This window comes from Paracoccus saliphilus (assembly GCF_028553805.1).
GTDB classification, from domain to species: domain Bacteria; phylum Pseudomonadota; class Alphaproteobacteria; order Rhodobacterales; family Rhodobacteraceae; genus Paracoccus; species Paracoccus saliphilus.
This window is the reverse complement of record NZ_CP067141.1, coordinates 212,561-232,181: the sequence shown is the minus strand read 5'-3', so window position 1 is coordinate 232,181 and position 19,621 is coordinate 212,561. Positions and strand designations below refer to the sequence as shown.

Genomic DNA, 19,621 nt, shown 5'->3' with positions numbered 1-19,621 from the left:
GAGAAAGTCCGCCGAAGCGGGCGTAGCAAAGTGTCACTTCTTGCGAATCCCGAATAACCTAGTCATCAATGGACAAATTTGCGGAAGGAACAGGAGTAGTGCGTAAACTGTTCTTGCATATCGGGTTCAACAAAACCGGCTCGACTAGTCTACAGCACAGCTTGGTTGAGAATTCCGACACCCTCGAAGAACAAGGTGTCCTTTACCCATATGAGCGGACAGCGCCCTTCTGCCAAACCAAGCAGCATGTTCCCTTAGCAGCAGCGATCCCCGGCAGGAACGTGTTTTGGCTGTTGCCAAGCAAGCAAAAGACGCTTGATGATGCTTACAGTTCCTTTTGGAAGTACATCGACGGCAAAGAATTCAACACCCTGATCATCTCGTCTGAAAGCTTTGGCGATTTAGATGTTTCCGATCGCAAGATCGAATGGATCAAAAAACAATTCGACGGCTACGACATCACCATAGTTGCCTACATTAGACGACAGGACAGCTATTTCCTGTCCTTCTACCAGCAACGATTGAGGGCCGAAAAGCGTCACAAACCATTTAGATTTGAGGATTACTCCAAGACCAAGGCTTGTTATTTCGGCCAACGAATAGCGCCATGGCGTGACGCATTCGGATCGGAAAACGTGATTGTCCGACCTTGCGATCCTAAGTTCTGGCCCGATGGTGAATTGCTGTATGACTTCTTGGACGTCATTGGGGTAAAACAAGAAAGGATAAAGCTGATCCCCCCGCTCAATGAAGGTGTAGATTACCGCGTCGCCGAGTTCATCCGCCATATCAACCAGATTTCCCGGCACAAAGACATCCCACGAAAGAGGATCATGGAACTGACGATGACCCTCAACAGGAGCTTGGATCGAGAGAAGATGGTCTTGTCCAGCAATCAGGTGGATATCGTCCGGAAGCATTTCGCAGAGGATAATACTGTTGCGCTTGAAGGCACTGGCATCAGCTTGGATGAGTTCTTCCCACCCGTAGAAGCAACGCAGAAGGCACGTCTAGTTCCCGATGAATTTTTAAATCTCATGCAGACTCGCCAAGCACGCCGCCTCAAGACCACAGAATGACATCTTTCTCCATCTGAAAGACGGGATATCACGCGAGATTTCTGGTGGTAGAAACCGCCAACGTCGCCCTCAGTCCACTCGCTATAGCATAGCATGCTCCGGATACGGCAACCGGTGACCAATCGATGGCTGTCCCATAATGCCGAAAGGATCTCTTCACAGCGCCCTTAGTGTCTGATTCAAAACTGCTTGGGGGATTTCATACCTTTGCGAGGTGACGCATGACGCGTCGAATGTGCGCGATGAGGATCCAGGCCTCGGCGCTTGCGATGGTTTTCTCCCAGTCTTTTGCTAAGCGGCGACAGCGCCCGAGCCATGCGAGGGTGCGCACGACCACCCATCTGCGCGGCAGAACTTCGAAACCATCGGCGGTATCAGAACGCTTGACGATCTGAACCGTCCATCGACCGATGGCCTTCAGCGCGGTGCGCAGTTTGGGTCCTGCATAACCGCCGTCGGCAAAGATGTAGCGTAGCATGGGGTGGCGAGATGCAACAGTTCTCAACACCTCTGGCGCGCCATCACGGTCCTGGATACCGGCGCAGTGGACCGCCAGGCCCACCAACAATCCGATCGTGTCGGTGACGATGTGGCGCTTACGCCCCTTGATCCGCTTGCCGGCGTCATATCCGTTAATCCCGCCACTTTCCGTGGTTTTTACGCTTTGGCTGTCAATGATACCTGCTGTCGGCTGCGCCTTGCGGGCTCCCGCCAGACGCGCAGCCTCGACAAGGGCACGGTTCATCTCATCCAGAAGACCATCATTGCGCCATGCATGAAAATAGCTGCGGACCGTCGAAACCGGCGGAAAATCGTTCGGCAGCATACGCCATTGGCACCCTGTCGTCGCGATGTAAAGGATCGCGTCAAACACATCCCGCAAGCCTGTCGTGCGGGGGCGACCAGTTCTTCTGCGAGGGGGCATCAGAGGCTCGATCAATGCCCATTCCGCATCGGTCATATCGCTTGCGTATTTGCCTCCCGTTCGGGCATGCTGGAGGCGGGTGAGCTCAGTCCAGGCCATTGTGATCTCCGTTCAGATTTGCAACCGAACAGAATCATAAGCCGCTGAATTCACCCAATTCATTTTAGATCAGGCTCTGAGAGGTTCGGGCTCATTCGGATCAGAGATGAAGCGGTGACGATGACGATATGCCTCAGTTCGGGACGCGCCTGCTGTCGTGCACTAAGATTGAAACTGGACACCATCCTATCGGGCAGGCTAGGCAACGTGGAATAGATCACGACCAGTGGTAGAGTGCAGGAGCGTGGGTTCCTTGTCGCCCTCGAATTCTGGTAGATTGATTGGAGATGAATCGGTTGACGCTTTATGCACATGATCACTGGTGGGCGGCTGTGTAAGTATGCTGTCGGTAGAGGTTTGCATCTAGTATATCGTCTCCGATGAGCGGTGCGTGTGTGCAGGATATACAGTCATATAGGTAGTGCGAACTGTGCAATGCCAATGGACTGGCTATTCCCTACGGCGAAGGAAGGAATGCACGGAAAATGAGTGATCAAGAAGAGGAATATCCTAATGATATGGAAGAGCGGCTGAATGAGCTGGAAGCTGCCGTGCATGATGCAAAAACCGCTGCGATAGCCGCGAGGAATTTGGCTGTCGGCTGGAGTACGGAATGCGATTCCATGTTGACGCGTATCGGTGCCTTGGAGCGAGCCTTGGCCAAAGCTGGAATTGTTGTATCTGATTGATCGAGCATTGAATATGGTCAGTTGCGGTTGCGTCACCCTGTCTATTTCCGATTCACTTGTACCGCACTGACGACCGGTTCACTCATCAACACTGGCATTTCGGTCTAAGTGTTAATCTATCGCTCGGAACCTCTGGGACGCGGGAGCCTTCATCCGTAAGCGGGAAGACCTTCCCACTTACCAATCAGGCCGCAGACAATAACCCGGAAAAATAGCATGTTTGCGGGATCGGATGGCGGCGGCCGCACTTGGGCCACGCTCTTGTAGACAGCGAGGGTGAACAACGTCGATCCGGCGGCATGGTTCACCCAGACCCTGCAACGCATCGCCAATCTATAGCCGAGTTCAAATATCGACACTTTTATGCCATTGAATTACAAAGCCTGAACGACCAAGCCTTCCCGCTTACGGAGTGTTGAGGCAAAGGCGGGCAGGGCGCCTACCCAGTGAGCCTCATCGATCAATTCATGGTGGAGATTTGCCGGCAGGAGAGTTGCCGAGACCGCGAAGCGATTCGCCGGAACACAGCCGACAAGACAATCGATCTGGCCAAATGCGCGAACAATCCATTCGGCCAGTTTGCCATAGGCCAACCTGTTATCCGGATTGTCATATTGCCAGGGCCTGAACGTGTCCGGTTGTTCCTTAAGAATGGCCTAAAGCCATATGAGGTGCTCACGTCGCTCTCCCGATCTCACAAGATCCTCGATGATCTCTATATGGGTGCCGAAATTCCATAGTCGGCTCATAAGCGGTTCGTCCATCAGGCTTGTCGCGCTAACTAGTGTCAGTTTGAATCCTTCGGTCGCGGATAACATGCGAATCGATCAGATGCTGCAATCGGACGGAGGATGCACACGAGTACACACCCAGAGAGCATTGACTGACTGCGATCTGCCTTGCCCTCCTAACCGGTACTTGCCACCAATCACCTGTTGAGAGGTAGGAATCAGGCGAGAATGCGAGGGTTGGCACCCATGTCGAGCCCCGGAAACACAGCTGTTTCCAGAACATTTCTGCTGGTTCCAAACAGATCGCGTAAAGCCCAGGCAGCATAAGCACGAATATCGGCAACAGGCGTCAAATCACGCCCGGCATAGAGGTTTTTTTCTCCCAATCCCGGCCAGTTCCCCATTGCTCGCTTGCCGCGCACGGCCCCCCCGGCAACGAGCATGGCACCACCAGTACCGTGATCAGTGCCGCCACTACCGTTCTCACGCACAGTGCGCCCGAATTCGGTCATTGCGAGTATGGTGGTTTTCGACCAGTTTCTTCCAAGTCCTTCGCGGAGCGTTAGAATTGCATCCGCCAATCCCAAAAGCGAAGGTTTCAAGATCGTGGATTGACGGGCATGGCTGTCCCAACCGGTCAATGAAAAGGTTGCGATCCGTGTTTCACCATTCAGCCGGCTTGCGGCAAAGGAAGCCAAAGCCCGTGCGTCGCGTGTTGGGCCTCTCTCTTCTCGAATCTTGTCTAACCCTTGATTTGCAATTTCCAGCGCTTCTTCGCTTCCTTCGCGAAACAATGGGTCATCATGGTAGGCATGCAGTAGAAGCATCTGCGCCTGAGGACTGAGCTGCAGATCGATTTTCGGTGACCAGCTTCTTGCAGGGGCAGTTCCGGCGAGGATCCGCATCTGTTCAGTTCCAACCGAGTAAGCAGTTTCTGACTGAGCGCCGGGCATATTGTGCAGTAAACGATTCAGCCAGCCGTCGCTTTGACTTGCCAAGTCCATATCCGTACCGGTTCCAGCCTCAAGCATATCTTGCCCGTCGAAATGGCTGCGTTTGTTCCGGTAAGGAGTAGAGACAGCCGGCACAAATCCTAGTTCTCCTGCATTCCATAGTGGCATCAGTGGAGACAGCGTCGGATGCAGTGCAAAGAATCCGTCAAGATCATATGCGCCCTGGTCTGGCCCGAGCGAGATTGTCTTCCGTAGCTTGTGCAGTTCCGGGTCGCCATACGGCTGGAACACGTCCAACCCGTCCATCGCACCGCGCAAGATGATAACGACTAGGCGGTTTTCGCTAGGTGCGGTAGCAAAGGCGATGCTGGACAGGAGCGGGTGTGCAGCCGCCGAACAACCGATCAATGCGCTGGATTTGAGGAACAGTCTTCGATTAAACATCGATTTATCTCCGGTTGAAATCGGCGGACGCTAGCACGATGGCAACCCCATCACGGGCAGTTTCTGCTTTGGGTACTGCCCATTGCAGCGCTTCAGAGGCCGTGTCGCCGAGCGCGACCTGCAATAGTTGCCTTGGATCGGGTAGATTCTTGCGCAATTTGATCGGAATACGCATTGCCCAATCGATCCGTGCTGCGATTCCCTGAGGTGTAACCCAGTTTTCGCCGCTCTCGGGCCAACCATCAGGACCAGGGGGATTGCCCCATTGCTGACCCATCTTAGCCAATGGATAGGTGAGCCAACCATGAAATTGTCGCGGCTTGAGTGCCATAATCTCATTGCCGGTTACTCCGAGACTTCGTAGAGATGCCACCATGAAATCAAATGGTTGCCTTATCTTGTGTCGGAAGAATGCAGTAAGTTCGGGAGCTTCGACCAATTCTGTATTCATCGCATTCAAGTCACCGTCCGTATCCGCATAGACGCGAGCCAATCGATCCACCAACGACTGCGGCGGCTGATCCGTGACGAAATGGATCGCGAGTTTTCGGGCCAGATGCTGCGCCGTATCTGGATGGCGTGCGAGGTCCGTGATCACGGCGCGGATGTCGCTCAATCTGGCGGCCCCATGTTCTCCATAGTGCTTCCCCAATACTATCTCCGGGCCCGGTTCGGCGCGATTAGCGTTGAACAGTTCATCTCGCATCGCACGATATGTCAGCCCAGTCAGTAGCTTGGCCAGTTGGCGAACATCTTTCTGCGTATAATCCGCTCCAACGCCCAAGCTGTGTAATTCTATCATTTCACGTGCCAGATTTTCATTTAGGCCCGTGTGACGCTTTTCTTGCGCTTTTTGTGCCGCTCGTGAATTCGGCCCAATCGAGCTATTCTGATTGAGATATATCAGCATGCTCGGATGCGTTTCGGCGGCAAACATCAGATCGGCAAAATTGCCCGTGATATGTGGTCGGATCGCTTCGTTTACATAACAAGCTGTCATCAACCTTTGATGGGGGGGGCCACCACCGACAGTGAAATGATCAGCCCAGAACTGGACGAGCCTTTCTCCAAAACCGATTGGATCGTCGATGGCTCGGGCGAAGCGCCGTTGCATTTCTTTGCGAACAAGCTGAACTATATATTGCCGCTCTGTCGTGTAGGCCTCGCGGGCGCGTTTTTCTCCTAGCTTGATACGTTGCCTCAGTTTGGCTGTCCGCAATTGCAACTTGCGCAATTGTTCCATGTTGACAGTATCACCATCCGGACCAGCCTGATGTATGGCCGCCAAAATTTCGTCCGGTCCAAATGGCTGCACCATATGTGATGATAGACCATACCCCAATCGAATCGTAGCTAGCTCTGGATACGAAATCATTAGCGAACCCATCATAAAATTTCCCGTGCAGTAATCTCGGCACCCACTACACCGTATATCACTTCGCGATCTGCTGTCAGATCACGCTTTTGCGTACTGCTTGCTCTTCAACGAGTTGAGGCAGAATCTCGAATCGGGCAGCTTGATGCCAGGGAGGGACGGGATGGAGCGATATATTCTGGACCCTCTCCGAGCTGGGTCTCAGAGCCTGATCTAAAATGAGTTGGGTGAAATCAGCGGCTTATGATTCTGTTTGGTTGCAAATCTGAACGGAGATCACAATGGCCTGGACTGAGCTCACCCGCCTCCAGCATGCCCGAACGGGAGGCAAATACGCAAGCGATATGACCGATGCGGAATGGGCAATGATCGAGCCTCTGATACCCCCTCGCAGAAGAACTGGTCGCCCCCGCACGACAGGCTTGCGGGATGTGTTTGACGCGATCCTTTACATCGCGACGACAGGGTGCCAGTGGCGTATGCTGCCGAACGATTTTCCGCCGGTTTCGACGGTCCGCAGCTATTTTCATGCATGGCGCAATGATGGTCTTCTGGATGAGATGAACCGTGCCCTTGTCGAGGCTGCGCGTCTGGCGGGAGCCCGCAAGGCGCAGCCGACAGCAGGTATCATTGACAGCCAAAGCGTAAAAACCACGGAAAGTGGCGGGATTAACGGATATGACGCCGGCAAGCGGATCAAGGGGCGTAAGCGCCACATCGTCACCGACACGATCGGATTGTTGGTGGGCCTGGCGGTCCACTGCGCCGGTATCCAGGACCGTGATGGCGCGCCAGAGGTGTTGAGAACTGTTGCATCTCGCCACCCCATGCTACGCTACATCTTTGCCGACGGCGGTTATGCAGGACCCAAACTGCGCACCGCGCTGAAGGCCATCGGTCGATGGACGGTTCAGATCGTCAAGCGTTCTGATACCGCCGATGGTTTCGAAGTTCTGCCGCGCAGATGGGTGGTCGTGCGCACCCTCGCATGGCTCGGGCGCTGTCGCCGCTTAGCAAAAGACTGGGAGAAAACCATCGCAAGCGCCGAGGCCTGGATCCTCATCGCGCACATTCGACGCGTCATGCGTCACCTCGCAAAGGTATGAAATCCCCCAAGCAGTTTTGAATCAGACACTAAGGTAAGACAGTGGTCAACTCATTGAGGTGAAATTGTTATATCCGAGTGAAGACGATCCTGATAGGCGCTTTTCGGAACCCCTGTGAAACCGTGAACCTATCATTGGCATGCCCCCTGAAAAGTGGTCCTCCCTGAAGTAGGCTTTTGAGCCAGATGGAGGATGAAGAAATGCCCCAGAAGAAGCACAAACCCGAGGAAATCGTCGCCAAGCTTCGGCAGGTGGACGTATTGGTTTCGCAAGGCGGCTCTGTCGCTGAATCAGTGCGCTCGATCGGAGTGACGCAGTTCACCTATTACCGTTGGCGCAAGGAGTTCGGTGGTCTGAAGACCGACCAGGTGAAGCGGCTCAAGGAACTCGAGAAAGAGAACGAGCGGTTGCGGAGGGTGGTTTCCGACCTGACGCTTGAGAAGCTGATCCTGCGGGATGAGGTTTGGAATGCCACTGGTTCGAATGACATGCCGAATGCATCGTGAAACTTCTGAGCCCCGCCCGCCGCCGTGCCTGCGTCGATCATGTCAGGCAGAAGTTCCGGGTCTCGGAACGGTTTGCCTGCCGGGTTCTCGGCCAGCACCGCTCGACACAGCGGAAAGTGCCGCGGAAGCGGGCCGATGAAGACGCGCTGACCGCGGATATCATCGCACTCGCCAGCCAGTATGGGCGCTATGGCTACCGCCGCATCACGGCCTTGCTGCGAGAGGCCGGATGGGCTGTGAACGTGAAGCGTGTCGAACGGATCTGGCGGCGGGACTGAGGAGGATCAGGAAACAGTCCGGGGGACTGTTTTCCCGACGAAGCTGAAGGTCCCGCAGAAACAGCCAAAGAAGGGCCGGCTCTGGCTCAATGACGGGTCCTGCATCCGCCTGAGACCAGAGCGCCCGAACCACGTCTGGACCTACGACGTCGTCGAGAGCCGGACCCATGATGGGAGGAGGTTCCGCATGCTCAACCTTATTGACGAGTTCACCCGGGAGTGCTTGTCGATCCGCGTCGATCGCAAGCTCAATTCAACCGATGTCATCGATGTGCTGTCAGACCAGTTCATCCTGCGCGGCGTTCCGGAGCACATTCGATCCGAGTTGCCATTGGAGCGCCATTGGTCTGAGCGACAATGGCGACGGTCCTGAGTTCATTGCCAAGGTCGTCCGGGATTGGATTGCCGCCGTCGGGGCAAAGACCGCCTACATCGAACCAGGCAGCCCATGGGAGAACGGCTATTGCGAGAGCTTCAATGCGAAAATCCGTGACGAGCTCCTGAACGGTGAAATCTTCTACAGCCTCGCCGAGGCGAAAATCGTCATCGAATCCTGGCGGCGCCACTACAATACGAAACGCCCGCACTCATCGTTGGGCTACCGGCCGCCAGCCCCCGAGATCGTGCAGTGGCCGGCTCCGCCATCCGGCGCAGCTACGCCGGCCACGCAAACCGTAGCGCCAAGACCCGTCATGCACTAAGATTGAAACTGGACCACCGTATCGGGGCAGGACATCATCACTATAATGTCTCGGGTGGGTTCCGGTCGGGTCACGGTTGAAAGTGGATCCATCGGCGAGTGTTTATTCGTAAGGCGATCAATTGATCAATTCCGAAAGATAGGCGCCATGTCTGTTTTGGGAGAACAACTTTGCTCTGGCTTGTAATTCTTCGGCAGAGATCCACCTATTTTCATAGGCGATCTCTTCGGGGCAACCGGTCTGCATGGCTTGACGGTTTTCTAGGATACGTACGAAATTGCCAGCATCTAGAAGATCGGCATGCGTACCAGTATCCAACCAGGCAAATCCACGGCCGATCTTTTCAACCGTCAAAATACCTTCGGCCAGATAGCTTTCCAGAAGCGCTGTGATTTCCAACTCGCCCCGTTCCGAGCGTGTCACTTGTGCCGCACGTTGAGAAGCCGAGCCATCCAGGAAATAGAGCCCTGTGACTGCGTAGTACGAAGGTGGTTGGGCGGGTTTTTCTATAATTCCACTTACTCGTCCCTGATCGTCGAGGTCGATTACACCATAACGTTCCGGATCCGAGACTCGATACCCGAAAACAGTACCGCCATCGGTCCGTGCATTGGCAGATTCCAGCAATTGTGGCAAACCATGGCCGAAAAAGACATTGTCACCCAGGATCATGGCAGACGGGTTTCCAGCAAGGAAATCTTCGGCTAGCAGATAGGCTTGTGCCAGCCCGTCGGGCGAGGGCTGCACGATCCACTCGAAGCGGAGCCCCCATTGACCGCCATCACCAAGAAGGCGTTGGAACTGGGCCTGATCCTCGGGCGTGGTAATGATCGCGATCTCGCGGATACCGGCCAGCATCAGCACCGTGATCGGGTAGTAAATCATCGGCTTGTCATAAAGCGGCAGCAGCTGCTTCGATTGGCCCATGGTGATCGGATAGAGCCGAGTACCCGATCCGCCTGCGAGGATGATGCCCTTGCGTTGCGTCATGCGCTGCCTCTCAACCTGTCCAAAACTCCGGCCAATCCAACCCGCCAATCGGGCCGTGATATACCGAAATCCGCCGCGATGCGATCACAATTCAGCCGTGAATTACCCGGTCGCCGCGCCGGGGTAGGATAGTCCGCCGTGGAGATCTCGCTCACATAGCAGTTCTGCCCGGCCTGTGCGAAAATTTCACGCGCGAACCCCGCCCAGCTGACATCGGGAGCGCCTGCAAAATGGTAAAGTCCGCCCTTGCCCCTGTCTGTTTGCATGGCACGCGCCGTGACCAGCAAGGCGGCGGCAATATCGGCGGCAGGTGTCGGCCCGCCTACCTGGTCGGAAACGATGTTCAATTCGCTTCGCTCTTTTCCCAAGCACAGCATGGATTTGACGAAATTGGACCCATGTGCTGAAAACACCCATGAGGTCCGCAATACTGCCGATTGCCCACCTGCCGCCGCAACCTTGCGTTCTCCTTCCAGCTTGCTCGCGCCATAGATGCCAAGCGGACCTGCCGGATCACTCTCGATCCAGGGTCGATTCCCCGTTCCGTCGAAGACATAATCAGTCGAAACATGTAGAAAGGGAATATTCTTCTCTGCCGTCGCACGAGCCATCGCGGCAGGGGCATCAGCATTGACCAGCTGGACCCGTTTCGGCTCGCTTTCAGCCCTGTCCACCGCCGTATAGGCCGCCGCGTTGATGACAGCTGTACAGCTTGCGTTCCTGATCATGGACGCACAGGCCGCCGGATCGGCCAGATCGGCTGCGTCGCGCCCCAAAAACTGCGCTCGGGGAGCCAATCGCGTCAATTCACGCGCAAGCTGCCCGGTACGGCCAAAGACCAGAAGCCCTTCCATCAGGCCGTTCCCAACCGCCGACCGACTCCCTCGCGCGACAGGAGCGGCTGCCACCAGTCGCTGTTTGCGAGATACCATTCCACGGTGCGGCGTAGCCCCTCTTCGATGGTAACCGAAGGTCGCCAACCGAGCTCATCACGGATGCGTCTCGGGTCGATGGCATAACGCCTGTCATGGCCCGGCCGGTCAGGCACGAAGCTGATCAACCGATCATGGGGGGCGCCTTCCGGCCGGAGGGTGTCCATATGCTCGCAGATCATGCGCACGAGATCGATGTTTTTCACCTCGTTCTGGCCCCCGATATTATAGCTGCGTCCATTCCGGCCCTTTTCCAGCACGAGCAGCAACGCATCTGCATGATCTTCGACATAGAGCCAGTCACGAACATTGCCACCATCGCCATAGACTGGGATCGGTTCACCAGCCAACGCCTTGAGGATCACCACAGGCACCAGTTTCTCGGGAAAATGATAGGGGCCGTAATTATTCGAGCAATTGGTCAGAACCACCGGCAACCCGTAGGTCTCGTGCCAGGCCCGTACCAGATGGTTGGAACCCGCCTTGCTGGCCGAATAGGGGCTGCGCGGATTGTAGGGCGTTTCTTCATTGAATTGCCCGGTCTCTCCCAGGCTGCCAAATACTTCGTCGGTAGAGACATGATGGAAGCGGAACCCTTCGGGGCGGCCTTCGCGCAACCAATGGGCGCGCGCAGCTTCCAGCATGTTGAAGCTGCCGATGATATTCGTCTGGATGAAGTTATCCGGGCCGTCGATCGAACGGTCCACATGGCTTTCAGCGGCCAGATGCATCACGGCATCGGGACAATAGGATCGAAAAATCTGTTCGAGCACATCGCGATCACGAATGTCGGCTTGTTCGAGGTAATAAAGATCGCTGGATGAAACAGCCGCGACATTGGCCAGGTTGGCCGCATAGGTCAACGCATCCAGGTTAACGACCTGATGCCCGCGCCGGACGGCCGAACGTACCACGGCCGAACCAATGAAGCCAGCCCCCCCGGTAATGAGAATCTTCATGTATGGCCCTCATAGATGAATGGGGTTTTCCAATCGGCAAAGGCGGGCGCAGCACGATCCTTTTCAGACAGAACCGGCTCTGCGATGCCCCAATCGATCCCTAGACTGTCCCAGCACACCGCCCCGTCGGAGGCACAGTCATAATGGGCGGTACATTTGTAGATCACTTCGGTATCGGGTTCGCGGGTGACGAATCCATGCAGGAAACCCGCCGGAATCCATAGTTGTCGGCCATTCTCGAAGGACAATTCCTCGCCGATCCGTTGTCCATAAGTCGGGCTGCCTTCGCGCACATCCACCGCGACATCATACACTCGCCCTCGCCCGCAGCGCACCAGCTTACCTTGCGCATGCGGCGGTGCTTGGTAATGCAGCCCCCGCAATGTTCCAGACTGATGAGACAGGCAATGATTATCCTGGACAAAATCGGGTAGCTCGATCCCTGCCTTTGACAGGCTCTGCCGATTCCAGCTTTCCGAGAAAAAACCACGGTCATCGGCATGGCGTGGAGGCGTGATGATCAATACGCCGGGAAGCGCGGTCTCTTCAATTTCTATCATGGTTCAGACTGTCCGTCATCAGATGCTTTGGAACACGTTGGCCTAATTGGTCCCGGAGAATCTGGCTCGTTGTTGGTGCATTCTATGCTGGGGCCTTTCGATACAGCAAGCGGTGTTACCAGATGGTCTGCTCGCTGCTCTCCTTTCGTCGTCTGAGAATGGCTTCTGCCCGGCCGAAGTACACGTCGGCTGGCGTCAGATTGTTCAGGCTTCTCTATTCGACGTGTTGCAGTCAAGCGTCTTCGAGCTTTCCGTGTGACCGTCGGCTGGCGTCTTTCGCGGGGCCTTGCTTCTCTTCGGGATCGGCATGTCGCCCTCCCACCATGGGATCAGAAGAATGAGGTGGAACGAATCTTATGGTCGTCCTGATCGCAATGTGTGATCGGTACTAGAGCCTAAGCGAACTCGCCTCATCCATCGTCCTGCGAAGGACCTGCCTTCCACCGGTTGGTGGAACCTCGCGTTCTCCTTCTTCGTTTTTCCGATCAGGCGGCAGCCGTTGACGCTTCTCGTGACCAGCGGAACTCGGTGCCATCACTCATCATGTGATGCATGATCACCGCCGGCCTGCGGGCGAGCGCGACAATACCTTTTGAGATGCATCCACCTCGGGCGTTTGCAGGCTGTAGACCTTCTCCGAGCTTGTCGCCTTCTGGACAGCAGGCGGTTGGTCAGTTGCAGCGCATCCAGAACCCGCTCGCGATACTGGCCCTCGGGAATGTCGTCGAGCAGGCGGCGGATGTCGCGCAGGACCGGGTCGCGGTATAGCCTTTGAGGCGTTTCAGCGCCTTGTGCAGGTGGTTGAACTGCTGCACATGGGCGTGGCGGCCGATCTGCAAAGCCAGTCGCGAGGCCATCCCATATCAAAACTCTTGAGGTGGCGAAACATCGCCGGTAACAGAACCTTCACTTGAAACAACCCATTATTTTTTTAATTGGTGAAGTGTCGATAACGGAATCGACCTATACACAAAGGATCATCAACATGACGTCTAGCAACGATAACAAGCGTCTTCGCCAGCTTTTTCACCGCATTACTATCAAACGTGAGGATCTTGCGCGTCTCAAGACCGAGCTTTCAGCACTTCAGGAAGAGCGCAAGGCACTCAAGGAAAAAATTGACGCCGAAGCTGCAGAAAGCACAAGCTAATCAAGCTCGTCCCTCCACGGAGGCCGGCGAACTTGCGTTACTATAGTAGGATTGCCAATCATCTATTCTCCAATTCCCCCGAATATTCGGGGGAATTCCTTCACTCATGATCACTCTGGGGGACAGCCACCTTCATGGCCACCAGAGGAGCGCAGGCCTATAATGGCATCTAGCAGTTATAAGTGGTGGCTGATGTTCGCGATCAATCCGACAACTCCAACCACAAAGCCCGCTTTTGAGGGGGCTTTTCTATGTCTGAATGTACGGAGGCGGCATGTCCAGCTTCATGTTCAAACAAGAGGAAGAACAATCTTTCGTCATCCTGCTGGAAACGGCAAACGACACTGTTCCAGACCTGACCGGAGGGATTAATCACGCTAAACTTTGTACTGAACCATAAAACGGTGGATGCCTTCTGCTATTGTCTCGGTTCTAGGGGGTTCGTGTGCGCAGATTGCACACGGACGTTCGCGTTATTTTTCCTTTTCGTTCTTGCGACGAGAATTTGGAACCCAATTGCTTGCTTGAGTCGATGACGTTTGCTGCGGTTGCGCATGGCTCCGTTATAGCGTGATTGGATGACCAATTGCCTTCCGATAGAGTTAGGATGGGGTGGAGTTTTCGTGATGGGTTGGAGGCCGGAGAGAGTGGCTCCCGGCGCCCGTCACGGAGATCATCCCGATGACCAGACAGAAACGTGCCATCCGCACAGGTAGTTCTCGTAGCAATCTTTACGGCGATATCACCGATAAGATCATTGCCGAACTGGAGGAGGGGCGGCTGCCTTGGGCCCAGCCCTGGGGAACGGGTGCTGCGAAAGCACCGCTTGCCATGCCGAAGAATGCGGCGACTTCACGGCAATATTCCGGGATCAATGTGCTGATCCTCTGGGGTGCCGTCATTCAGCAAGGCTTTCCTAGCCAGCACTGGCTGACCTTTCGCCAGGCGCTGTCGCTCGGCGGCAATGTCCGCAAGTGCGAGCGCGGCACCACCGTCGTCTATGCCGATCGCTTCACGCCGAAAGACCAGAAACGTCGAACCCGCGAGACCGGCAAAGTTGAGACCGGTCAGGGGTCGCTCCGGAGGAACGATTCCCGGTCGAACGGTAGCATCCCGTTCCTGAAACGCTTCACCGTGTTCAACGCGGCGCAATGCGAGGGGCTTCCCGACAAGATTGCGTTCGAGGCACCGCCCCCGCCGCCCGGCGTGATCGAGCCCAGGATTGAGGCCCTGATCGACGCCACCGGGATAAATTTCCGCATCGGCGGGAACCACGCCTTTTATATGCCTTCCCTCGACTATGTGCAGGTGCCACCGCCGCAAGCCTATTTCGAGCCGATCAATTGGCACAGAACCGTCTTGCATGAGCTGGGTCATGCCAGTGGTGCCTCTCATCGGCTGAACCGAGACCTTTCCGGCGCTTTCGGTACGAAGAAATATGCCTTCGAGGAACTCGTGGCCGAAATGAACGCGGCTTTCTGCTGCGCCTCGCTCGGGATCGTACCGACGGTGCGTCATGCAGATTACATTGGAGCTCGCCGACAAGGCCCGCAAGCTGGGGATCCCGGTCATGAAATTCGAGGTGGCGCATAATGCGCCGCCCGAGGGCATGGCTTGGAATAAGCGGTGGCCGATGTTATGATTACAAGTGATTACAATGGAGCACAACATGGCGCAGCGCACCGCATCCGAACCGATCACGATCCGCACCGCCAAGGTGGCCGAAATCGATGCCTTGGCGAATGCCATGGACCGTTCTCGCAACTATATCGTCAATCAAGCGATCGAGCGATATCTGGAGGCGAACGCCTGGCAGATGGAACGGATCGAGGAGGGGATTGCGGCTTCCCGTGAGGGTAAGGTTGTTCCTGCCGATGAGGTGTTTGCCGGAATTGCCGCCAGGCATGGTTGGACGCGTTGAAGCGTCTCGGTATTGCCGAGCCTGCTGCCCGCGATCTTGCGCATATCGTGGATTACATCGCATTGGACAATCCCGCTTCCGCGGAGAACGTGTATCGGGAAATCGTCCAGGCAGCGGAGCGATTGCCCGAGTTCCCAGCCTTGGGGCGTCCGGGGCGCCATCCTGAGACGAGGGAACTGAGCATTACGGGGCTGCCCTATCTGATCGTCTACGAAGTTGGTGTTGATACGGTGACGATATTGGCGGTGTTTCATACCTCCCGAGACCTCTCTCAAGCACCGCATGACAGGATGCAGGGCAGCTAGAGCATTTCCAGCAAGAATGGATGCCGGTTTGTATCCGGAAATGCGTAAAAACAATAACTTACATCGTTTGGGTGTTTCAACGAAAAGCCGAAACGATGTACGCGTCTAAACCAGCCCCTGCCGGGCGGGCTGCCACTTGAAGTGCGCAAGGATAATGCCGTGATCATTGGTGCCGCTGTCCTTGTGATCATCCCAGTTCAGGTGATCATTTGCGACCTGGAGCCCGTCAAAACGCCACAGCCGCCGTCGCGAATTGTCGTAGAACTGTTCGCTGACCAGGATGTGATCGAGGCTGCCATGCTGGTCCTGGTAAATATGGGTGTAATAGACATCCCGAACCGAGCGGTATTCCTGCAGGGTTTGCGCGGCGTAGAGGGCATTGTCGCCACCGCCCGTCGACAGCGCTGTCAGGAAACGCGGCTGCTCGGACAGGATATTCAGCGTGTTGGAATCCTTGTCGTCATTCATGTCGCCGATCAGCACGACCGGCGTCTCGGTCTTCTTGGCAATATCCGTTATCAGCACCCGTAACGCGGCGGCCTCGGCAGTGCGGCGAATCGTCGAGAGGGCATAGCCCAGGGCGGTGCGATGCGCGCCATGCGTATCGCGGTCATACCATTTCTCGCGGTAAATTTCTGCCGGGCGCTTCGATTTGAAGTGGCAGACAAAGGCCTCGATGATCGGCGTGTCGGGTGACGGGCGAAGCTGCAATCGCAGCACGGGGCGCGAGAAACGCTCGAGGTTCACGCTGATTTCCGGTTGCTGTGGATCGTCGCCGGTCGAATGCAGCACCATCTCGGACGGGAAATCCACGATCCATTCGGGCTCATTCACCAGCAGGTCGCGGCGAATGGCGGCGGCGCAGGTGATGCGATTGCCCGAGTGATCGGGCGGCGCGAGCAGGAGATGGCTTTCGGCCATACCGGCGCGGTCTATCGCCTCCTCCAGCGCTTTTGGCGCCCAAAGCTCCTGGAAGCCGAAAAGATCGGCGTCCATGCGGGCAAGCATACCTGCGGTAAAATCGATCTTGCGGTCATAGACCTCGCCGGACCAGCCGTCCTTGTCGGTATAGACAGATTTCCCGGGGAGCTGCAGGTTCAGCAGGTTGAACGAGCAGAACGAGACATCCTTCGCAGCCATGATATCGCTCTCCATCACCTCCCGTGATTGTCGGGCCATGATGTAACTTTCACATAACAAGCGGAGCTCGTAAACGATGCCGGGTGGCAACCCAGCCCGCTTGACGGGAGCGCCAGCAGGATGTCTCATCTCTGAACGAAGAACCGGCGAAGCAGCATAGTCACAGGCGGAGCGTATCCTTTGGCAGCCTGACGTGATCCTCAATCGTCTGTCCGGAGGCTTCCATATGACCCTGATCCTGCTTGCCATCTTGTTAACCATCGTGGCCTGCGTCATCGCCTGTCATCTCGCGATCTGGGCCTTGTCCGTTATGGTCGCCATCACTGCCGCCCGATATGCTTGGGCCGGCGGATCCGGTGTTTTGTTGTCCGGCATAATCGCCATCGGCGCCGCATTGCTGGCGATCGCGCTTGTGATCGTGGTGCTCGGTTTTACCAGGAACCCGCTCCTGCGCTTCATTGCACTCACCGGATTTGCGGTGCCTGCGATGATTGCCGGATATGCGCTTGTTTACGGCATTACCAGGAATCTCATTGACTCGGTCCTTGCCGTCAATCTGCTCGGCGGGCTTGGTGGTCTGGTCATCGGCATCTCTGCCATCGCTCATCTGAATGCGCTTGGCGAGTCGATCTGTCCTGATTGAAACGAAAGCCCAGATCGGCCGCTCCCTGCAGAAAACCCGGCGGCTTGCACCGACGGGTTTCCACACAAAACGGAAAATCATTACATCATGGGAGCATTGCCATCCTTTTGGGACCATCTTGCCCGGGTTGGTAATTCGACCATTGGCAGCGATCTCGCAAAAGCGGCCTGGTCAATATCTACCATGTCTGCCCATTTCGTTCCGTGGAGGTGGCCGCAGCTAGATTCTGTTGATCTTCTCGCAATATCACCGGACCGAGCCTCTGACGGCCGATATCAGGGCAATGCCAGACCGTGTCCCAAGACCCGATTGCTTGATCGCTCCCGCCCCGAAGAACCCGGCCTTCCCGCGGAAAACGCGGGTCTGGCCGGAAATGGGGCAGATACTGTTGTTCCGGATGCTGCGGGTTTCCAGGACCTGACCTGATCATTCTTTCCGGCAGGGATACCAATTTTGCGGCCATCCCCGTTTTGCTCTCGAATGCACCAATCCCTCCTCCTGATCGATCCCCTAAGCCCGTTCGGTTTCCACCGGCAACCCCCGCGGCTCCGGACCGTGTTGGCGCGGAACGCGCCTGCCCGCACCACTCCGGGCCTTGGGGGCAGGCCGCCGATGGATCGGCGGTTGCAGCTGTCTCCCGACGGTCTCGGCCGGGTCTCATCGGAGGGATGGTCCCTCCGAAGAAGCAACAGAGAAAACCCATGCAAAATATCGTTATCCTCGCCGGCAACATTGGTCAGGCCCCCGAAACCCGCACCACCCAGGGCGGAACCACCATCACCCATTTCACCCTGGCCACCTCGCGCCCCCGCTATGCGGAAGGCCGCGTCCTCCGCGACGAGAACGGCTATCGGGTCCAGGACACGGAATGGCACCGTATCACCTGCTTCAACGGCCTCGGCAAGACGGTCCAGCAATATTGCGAGAAGGGCATGAAGCTTCTGGTGCGTGGCCGCATCCACTACTCGAAATGGACCGACCAGCAGGGCGTTGACCGCTATGGCTGTGAGATCATCGCCGAGACGATCGATTTCCTGAGCCGGGCCAAGCAGACCGAAAGTGATGACGGCAATTACATCGATGATGATGACGTGCCGTTCTGAGCGAGAAAACAAGAGACCCAGCGGCGCAAGCCGCCGGGTTTTTCCGACGTTCACGCCGGATTACGCAACCCGCCCGGAAACCTCCACCGGCAGCATCAGATTGCGCCGACGAATGCGAGCAAGGGAGCATAATCACCGCCATCCGCCGCACGTAGAGCGGCGATATAGGCGTTCCGCCTTGCATAGTCGGACTGAAGGGTATCGATAGCTATGCCTTTCGGGCGGAAAGAGCCCCAATGATCACCTCGGACAAGTGCTGATCCGAACTCCCAGGGGAGTGGAGGTACCGACGAGAATTTCCGATCGTGGCCCGGATCGCGCAACGACACTTTCCTGCTAAAGAAAGAAAATGGCATCTCCCATGGGGGATAGCCAACACCTATGCTGCGCGTGAAGATGGGGGATCAATGGCAAAGACGACAGAGACCTATCTGGATGAACCACCGTCTGGCGAGACGATCACATCTTATGATCGCGCGCATATGAAGCTTTATATGCGACTGCTCGATGCCGAGCGCGATGGCGCTGATTGGCGCGAGGCCGTGCATGTCCTGTTTGGCATCGATCCCGAACGGGACCCCGAGCGTTGCCGATCCATTCATGATGCGCATCTGGCGCGGGCGCACTGGATGACGGAGCGCGGTTATCGTGAACTGGTCCGGGAAAGCCAGCGGAAGAATTCGTGATGCTGGTCTGGCATCACCTGTTGACCCTTGCCTGGCTTCTCCTACCCGATCCGATCGGGAATCGTAGGTTTCCCGACACCCTTTACTGAATAAAACCGGGAGGACCACGATGACACCCGACGCATCGACATGGCGTACGTCGGCGGAATACGATCATCTGGATGTACTGACGTCATCCGATCTGGCCTGGGAGTGGCTCCGCCGCAACGATGCCTATGACGCGGATTTCGAAGCCTCGGCTGCTGACCAGGGAGATCCCGCCACGCTGACGGAACGAATCCGTCGGCGGTGGGGTTTGCGATTTCCCGGTTGATCCCCTCGCTGCTCCTCCCGATGCGCCGGTCTT

22 protein-coding genes and 3 pseudogenes are annotated in these 19,621 nt (G+C 56.2%); 14 read left to right on the top strand and 11 right to left on the bottom strand.

Features of this window, described 5'->3' with window-relative positions; all coding sequences use genetic code 11:
• Positions 1–98: 98 nt before the first annotated feature.
• Entirely contained in the window at positions 99–1,079 is a 981-nt protein-coding gene (locus JHX88_RS22170) for a hypothetical protein (protein WP_076526804.1), read from the top strand.
• 199 nt (positions 1,080–1,278) lie between these two features.
• Here JHX88_RS22170 and JHX88_RS22165 read toward each other — a convergent pair whose 3' ends face one another.
• Positions 1,279–2,103 (bottom strand): IS5 family transposase, encoded by an 825-nt coding sequence (locus JHX88_RS22165; RefSeq protein WP_272848308.1) that lies wholly within the window; start codon positions 2,101–2,103, stop codon positions 1,279–1,281.
• A 485-nt stretch (positions 2,104–2,588) separates the two neighbouring features.
• Between JHX88_RS22165 and JHX88_RS22160 the strand changes: the two genes are divergently transcribed.
• Entirely contained in the window at positions 2,589–2,792 is a 204-nt protein-coding gene (locus tag JHX88_RS22160; protein WP_076529186.1) for a hypothetical protein, read from the top strand.
• A gap of 183 nt (positions 2,793–2,975) precedes the next feature.
• Positions 2,976–3,131 (top strand): annotated as a pseudogene (locus tag JHX88_RS22275) (transposase domain-containing protein); the annotation flags it as partial.
• Between the two features lie 35 nt (positions 3,132–3,166).
• On the opposite strand, the gene JHX88_RS22155 reads toward JHX88_RS22275, so the two are convergent.
• From JHX88_RS22155 to JHX88_RS22145, 3 genes are all read right to left on the bottom strand, one after another.
• On the bottom strand, positions 3,167–3,385 hold the full coding sequence (locus tag JHX88_RS22155) for a hypothetical protein (protein ID WP_076529188.1): 219 nt from the start codon (positions 3,383–3,385) through the stop codon (positions 3,167–3,169).
• Between the two features lie 356 nt (positions 3,386–3,741).
• Positions 3,742–4,920, bottom strand: a complete 1,179-nt coding sequence (locus tag JHX88_RS22150; RefSeq protein WP_076529191.1) for a DUF1501 domain-containing protein — start codon at positions 4,918–4,920, stop codon at positions 3,742–3,744.
• A 4-nt stretch (positions 4,921–4,924) separates the two neighbouring features.
• A complete protein-coding gene (locus JHX88_RS22145; protein WP_272848307.1) occupies positions 4,925–6,310 on the bottom strand; it encodes a DUF1800 domain-containing protein in 1,386 nt (461 codons plus the stop codon).
• 266 nt (positions 6,311–6,576) lie between these two features.
• Between JHX88_RS22145 and JHX88_RS22140 the strand changes: the two genes are divergently transcribed.
• Both JHX88_RS22140 and JHX88_RS22135 read left to right on the top strand, forming a co-directional pair.
• Complete coding sequence (locus tag JHX88_RS22140; RefSeq protein WP_272848306.1) at positions 6,577–7,401, top strand: IS5 family transposase; 825 nt, start codon at positions 6,577–6,579, stop codon at positions 7,399–7,401.
• A gap of 200 nt (positions 7,402–7,601) precedes the next feature.
• Positions 7,602–8,886: pseudogene (locus JHX88_RS22135) on the top strand (IS3 family transposase).
• Between the two features lie 117 nt (positions 8,887–9,003).
• On the opposite strand, the gene rfbA reads toward JHX88_RS22135, so the two are convergent.
• The 6 genes and pseudogenes from rfbA to JHX88_RS22105 all read right to left on the bottom strand — a co-directional run bounded on the left by rfbA (position 9,004) and on the right by JHX88_RS22105 (position 13,184).
• Complete coding sequence (gene rfbA, locus JHX88_RS22130; RefSeq protein ID WP_076528683.1) at positions 9,004–9,876, bottom strand: glucose-1-phosphate thymidylyltransferase RfbA; 873 nt, start codon at positions 9,874–9,876, stop codon at positions 9,004–9,006.
• Positions 9,873–10,730, bottom strand: a complete 858-nt coding sequence (gene rfbD, locus JHX88_RS22125) for a dTDP-4-dehydrorhamnose reductase (RefSeq protein WP_076528681.1) — start codon at positions 10,728–10,730, stop codon at positions 9,873–9,875. Before rfbD ends, rfbA begins: the two co-directional genes overlap by 4 nt.
• Complete coding sequence (rfbB, locus tag JHX88_RS22120; RefSeq protein ID WP_076528680.1) at positions 10,730–11,767, bottom strand: dTDP-glucose 4,6-dehydratase; 1,038 nt, start codon at positions 11,765–11,767, stop codon at positions 10,730–10,732. The genes rfbD and rfbB overlap by 1 nt, the downstream gene beginning before the upstream one ends.
• Entirely contained in the window at positions 11,764–12,324 is a 561-nt protein-coding gene (rfbC, locus tag JHX88_RS22115) for a dTDP-4-dehydrorhamnose 3,5-epimerase (RefSeq protein WP_076528693.1), read from the bottom strand. The genes rfbB and rfbC overlap by 4 nt, the downstream gene beginning before the upstream one ends.
• 488 nt (positions 12,325–12,812) lie before the next feature.
• A pseudogene (locus tag JHX88_RS22110) lies at positions 12,813–12,938 on the bottom strand (IS110 family transposase); the annotation flags it as partial.
• Positions 12,939–12,998: 60 nt separating this feature from the next.
• Positions 12,999–13,184 carry a hypothetical protein gene (locus JHX88_RS22105; protein WP_076528678.1) on the bottom strand — a complete coding sequence of 62 codons (186 nt, stop codon included), beginning with the start codon at positions 13,182–13,184 and terminating at the stop codon, positions 12,999–13,001.
• Positions 13,185–13,237: 53 nt separating this feature from the next.
• On the opposite strand from JHX88_RS22105, the gene JHX88_RS22100 reads away from it, so the two are divergent.
• The 5 genes from JHX88_RS22100 (at position 13,238) to JHX88_RS22080 (ending at position 15,703) form a co-directional block, all read left to right on the top strand.
• Positions 13,238–13,477, top strand: coding sequence for a hypothetical protein (locus JHX88_RS22100; RefSeq protein ID WP_141225941.1), 240 nt, complete (start codon positions 13,238–13,240; stop codon positions 13,475–13,477).
• Between the two features lie 274 nt (positions 13,478–13,751).
• Positions 13,752–13,877 (top strand): hypothetical protein, encoded by a 126-nt coding sequence (locus JHX88_RS22095; protein WP_272848305.1) that lies wholly within the window; start codon positions 13,752–13,754, stop codon positions 13,875–13,877.
• 281 nt (positions 13,878–14,158) lie between these two features.
• Positions 14,159–15,070 carry an ArdC family protein gene (locus JHX88_RS22090; RefSeq protein ID WP_084203319.1) on the top strand — a complete coding sequence of 304 codons (912 nt, stop codon included), beginning with the start codon at positions 14,159–14,161 and terminating at the stop codon, positions 15,068–15,070.
• A gap of 76 nt (positions 15,071–15,146) precedes the next feature.
• The gene (locus tag JHX88_RS22085; protein ID WP_272848304.1) at positions 15,147–15,398 is read left to right on the top strand and encodes a CopG family ribbon-helix-helix protein; all 252 of its coding nucleotides are present in this window, start codon (positions 15,147–15,149) and stop codon (positions 15,396–15,398) included.
• The gene (locus tag JHX88_RS22080; RefSeq protein WP_272848303.1) at positions 15,386–15,703 is read left to right on the top strand and encodes a type II toxin-antitoxin system RelE/ParE family toxin; all 318 of its coding nucleotides are present in this window, start codon (positions 15,386–15,388) and stop codon (positions 15,701–15,703) included. Before JHX88_RS22085 ends, JHX88_RS22080 begins: the two co-directional genes overlap by 13 nt.
• A 105-nt stretch (positions 15,704–15,808) precedes the next feature.
• On the opposite strand, the gene JHX88_RS22075 is transcribed toward JHX88_RS22080, so the two are convergent.
• On the bottom strand, positions 15,809–16,882 hold the full coding sequence (locus tag JHX88_RS22075) for an endonuclease/exonuclease/phosphatase family protein (RefSeq protein ID WP_301546308.1): 1,074 nt from the start codon (positions 16,880–16,882) through the stop codon (positions 15,809–15,811).
• 187 nt (positions 16,883–17,069) lie between these two features.
• Here JHX88_RS22075 and JHX88_RS22070 point away from each other — a divergent pair, with 187 nt between their 5' ends.
• The 4 genes from JHX88_RS22070 (at position 17,070) to JHX88_RS22055 (ending at position 19,588) form a co-directional block, all read left to right on the top strand.
• Positions 17,070–17,486: a hypothetical protein gene (locus JHX88_RS22070; RefSeq protein ID WP_076528674.1), complete on the top strand. Its 417-nt coding sequence runs from the start codon at positions 17,070–17,072 to the stop codon at positions 17,484–17,486.
• A 701-nt stretch (positions 17,487–18,187) separates the two neighbouring features.
• The gene (locus JHX88_RS22065; RefSeq protein WP_076528672.1) at positions 18,188–18,589 is read left to right on the top strand and encodes a single-stranded DNA-binding protein; all 402 of its coding nucleotides are present in this window, start codon (positions 18,188–18,190) and stop codon (positions 18,587–18,589) included.
• Positions 18,590–18,996: 407 nt separating this feature from the next.
• Positions 18,997–19,275, top strand: a complete 279-nt coding sequence (locus tag JHX88_RS22060; RefSeq protein WP_076528670.1) for a DNA -binding domain-containing protein — start codon at positions 18,997–18,999, stop codon at positions 19,273–19,275.
• Positions 19,276–19,384: 109 nt separating this feature from the next.
• Positions 19,385–19,588, top strand: coding sequence for a transcriptional regulator domain-containing protein (locus tag JHX88_RS22055; protein WP_076528668.1), 204 nt, complete (start codon positions 19,385–19,387; stop codon positions 19,586–19,588).
• Positions 19,589–19,621 lie beyond the last annotated feature (33 nt).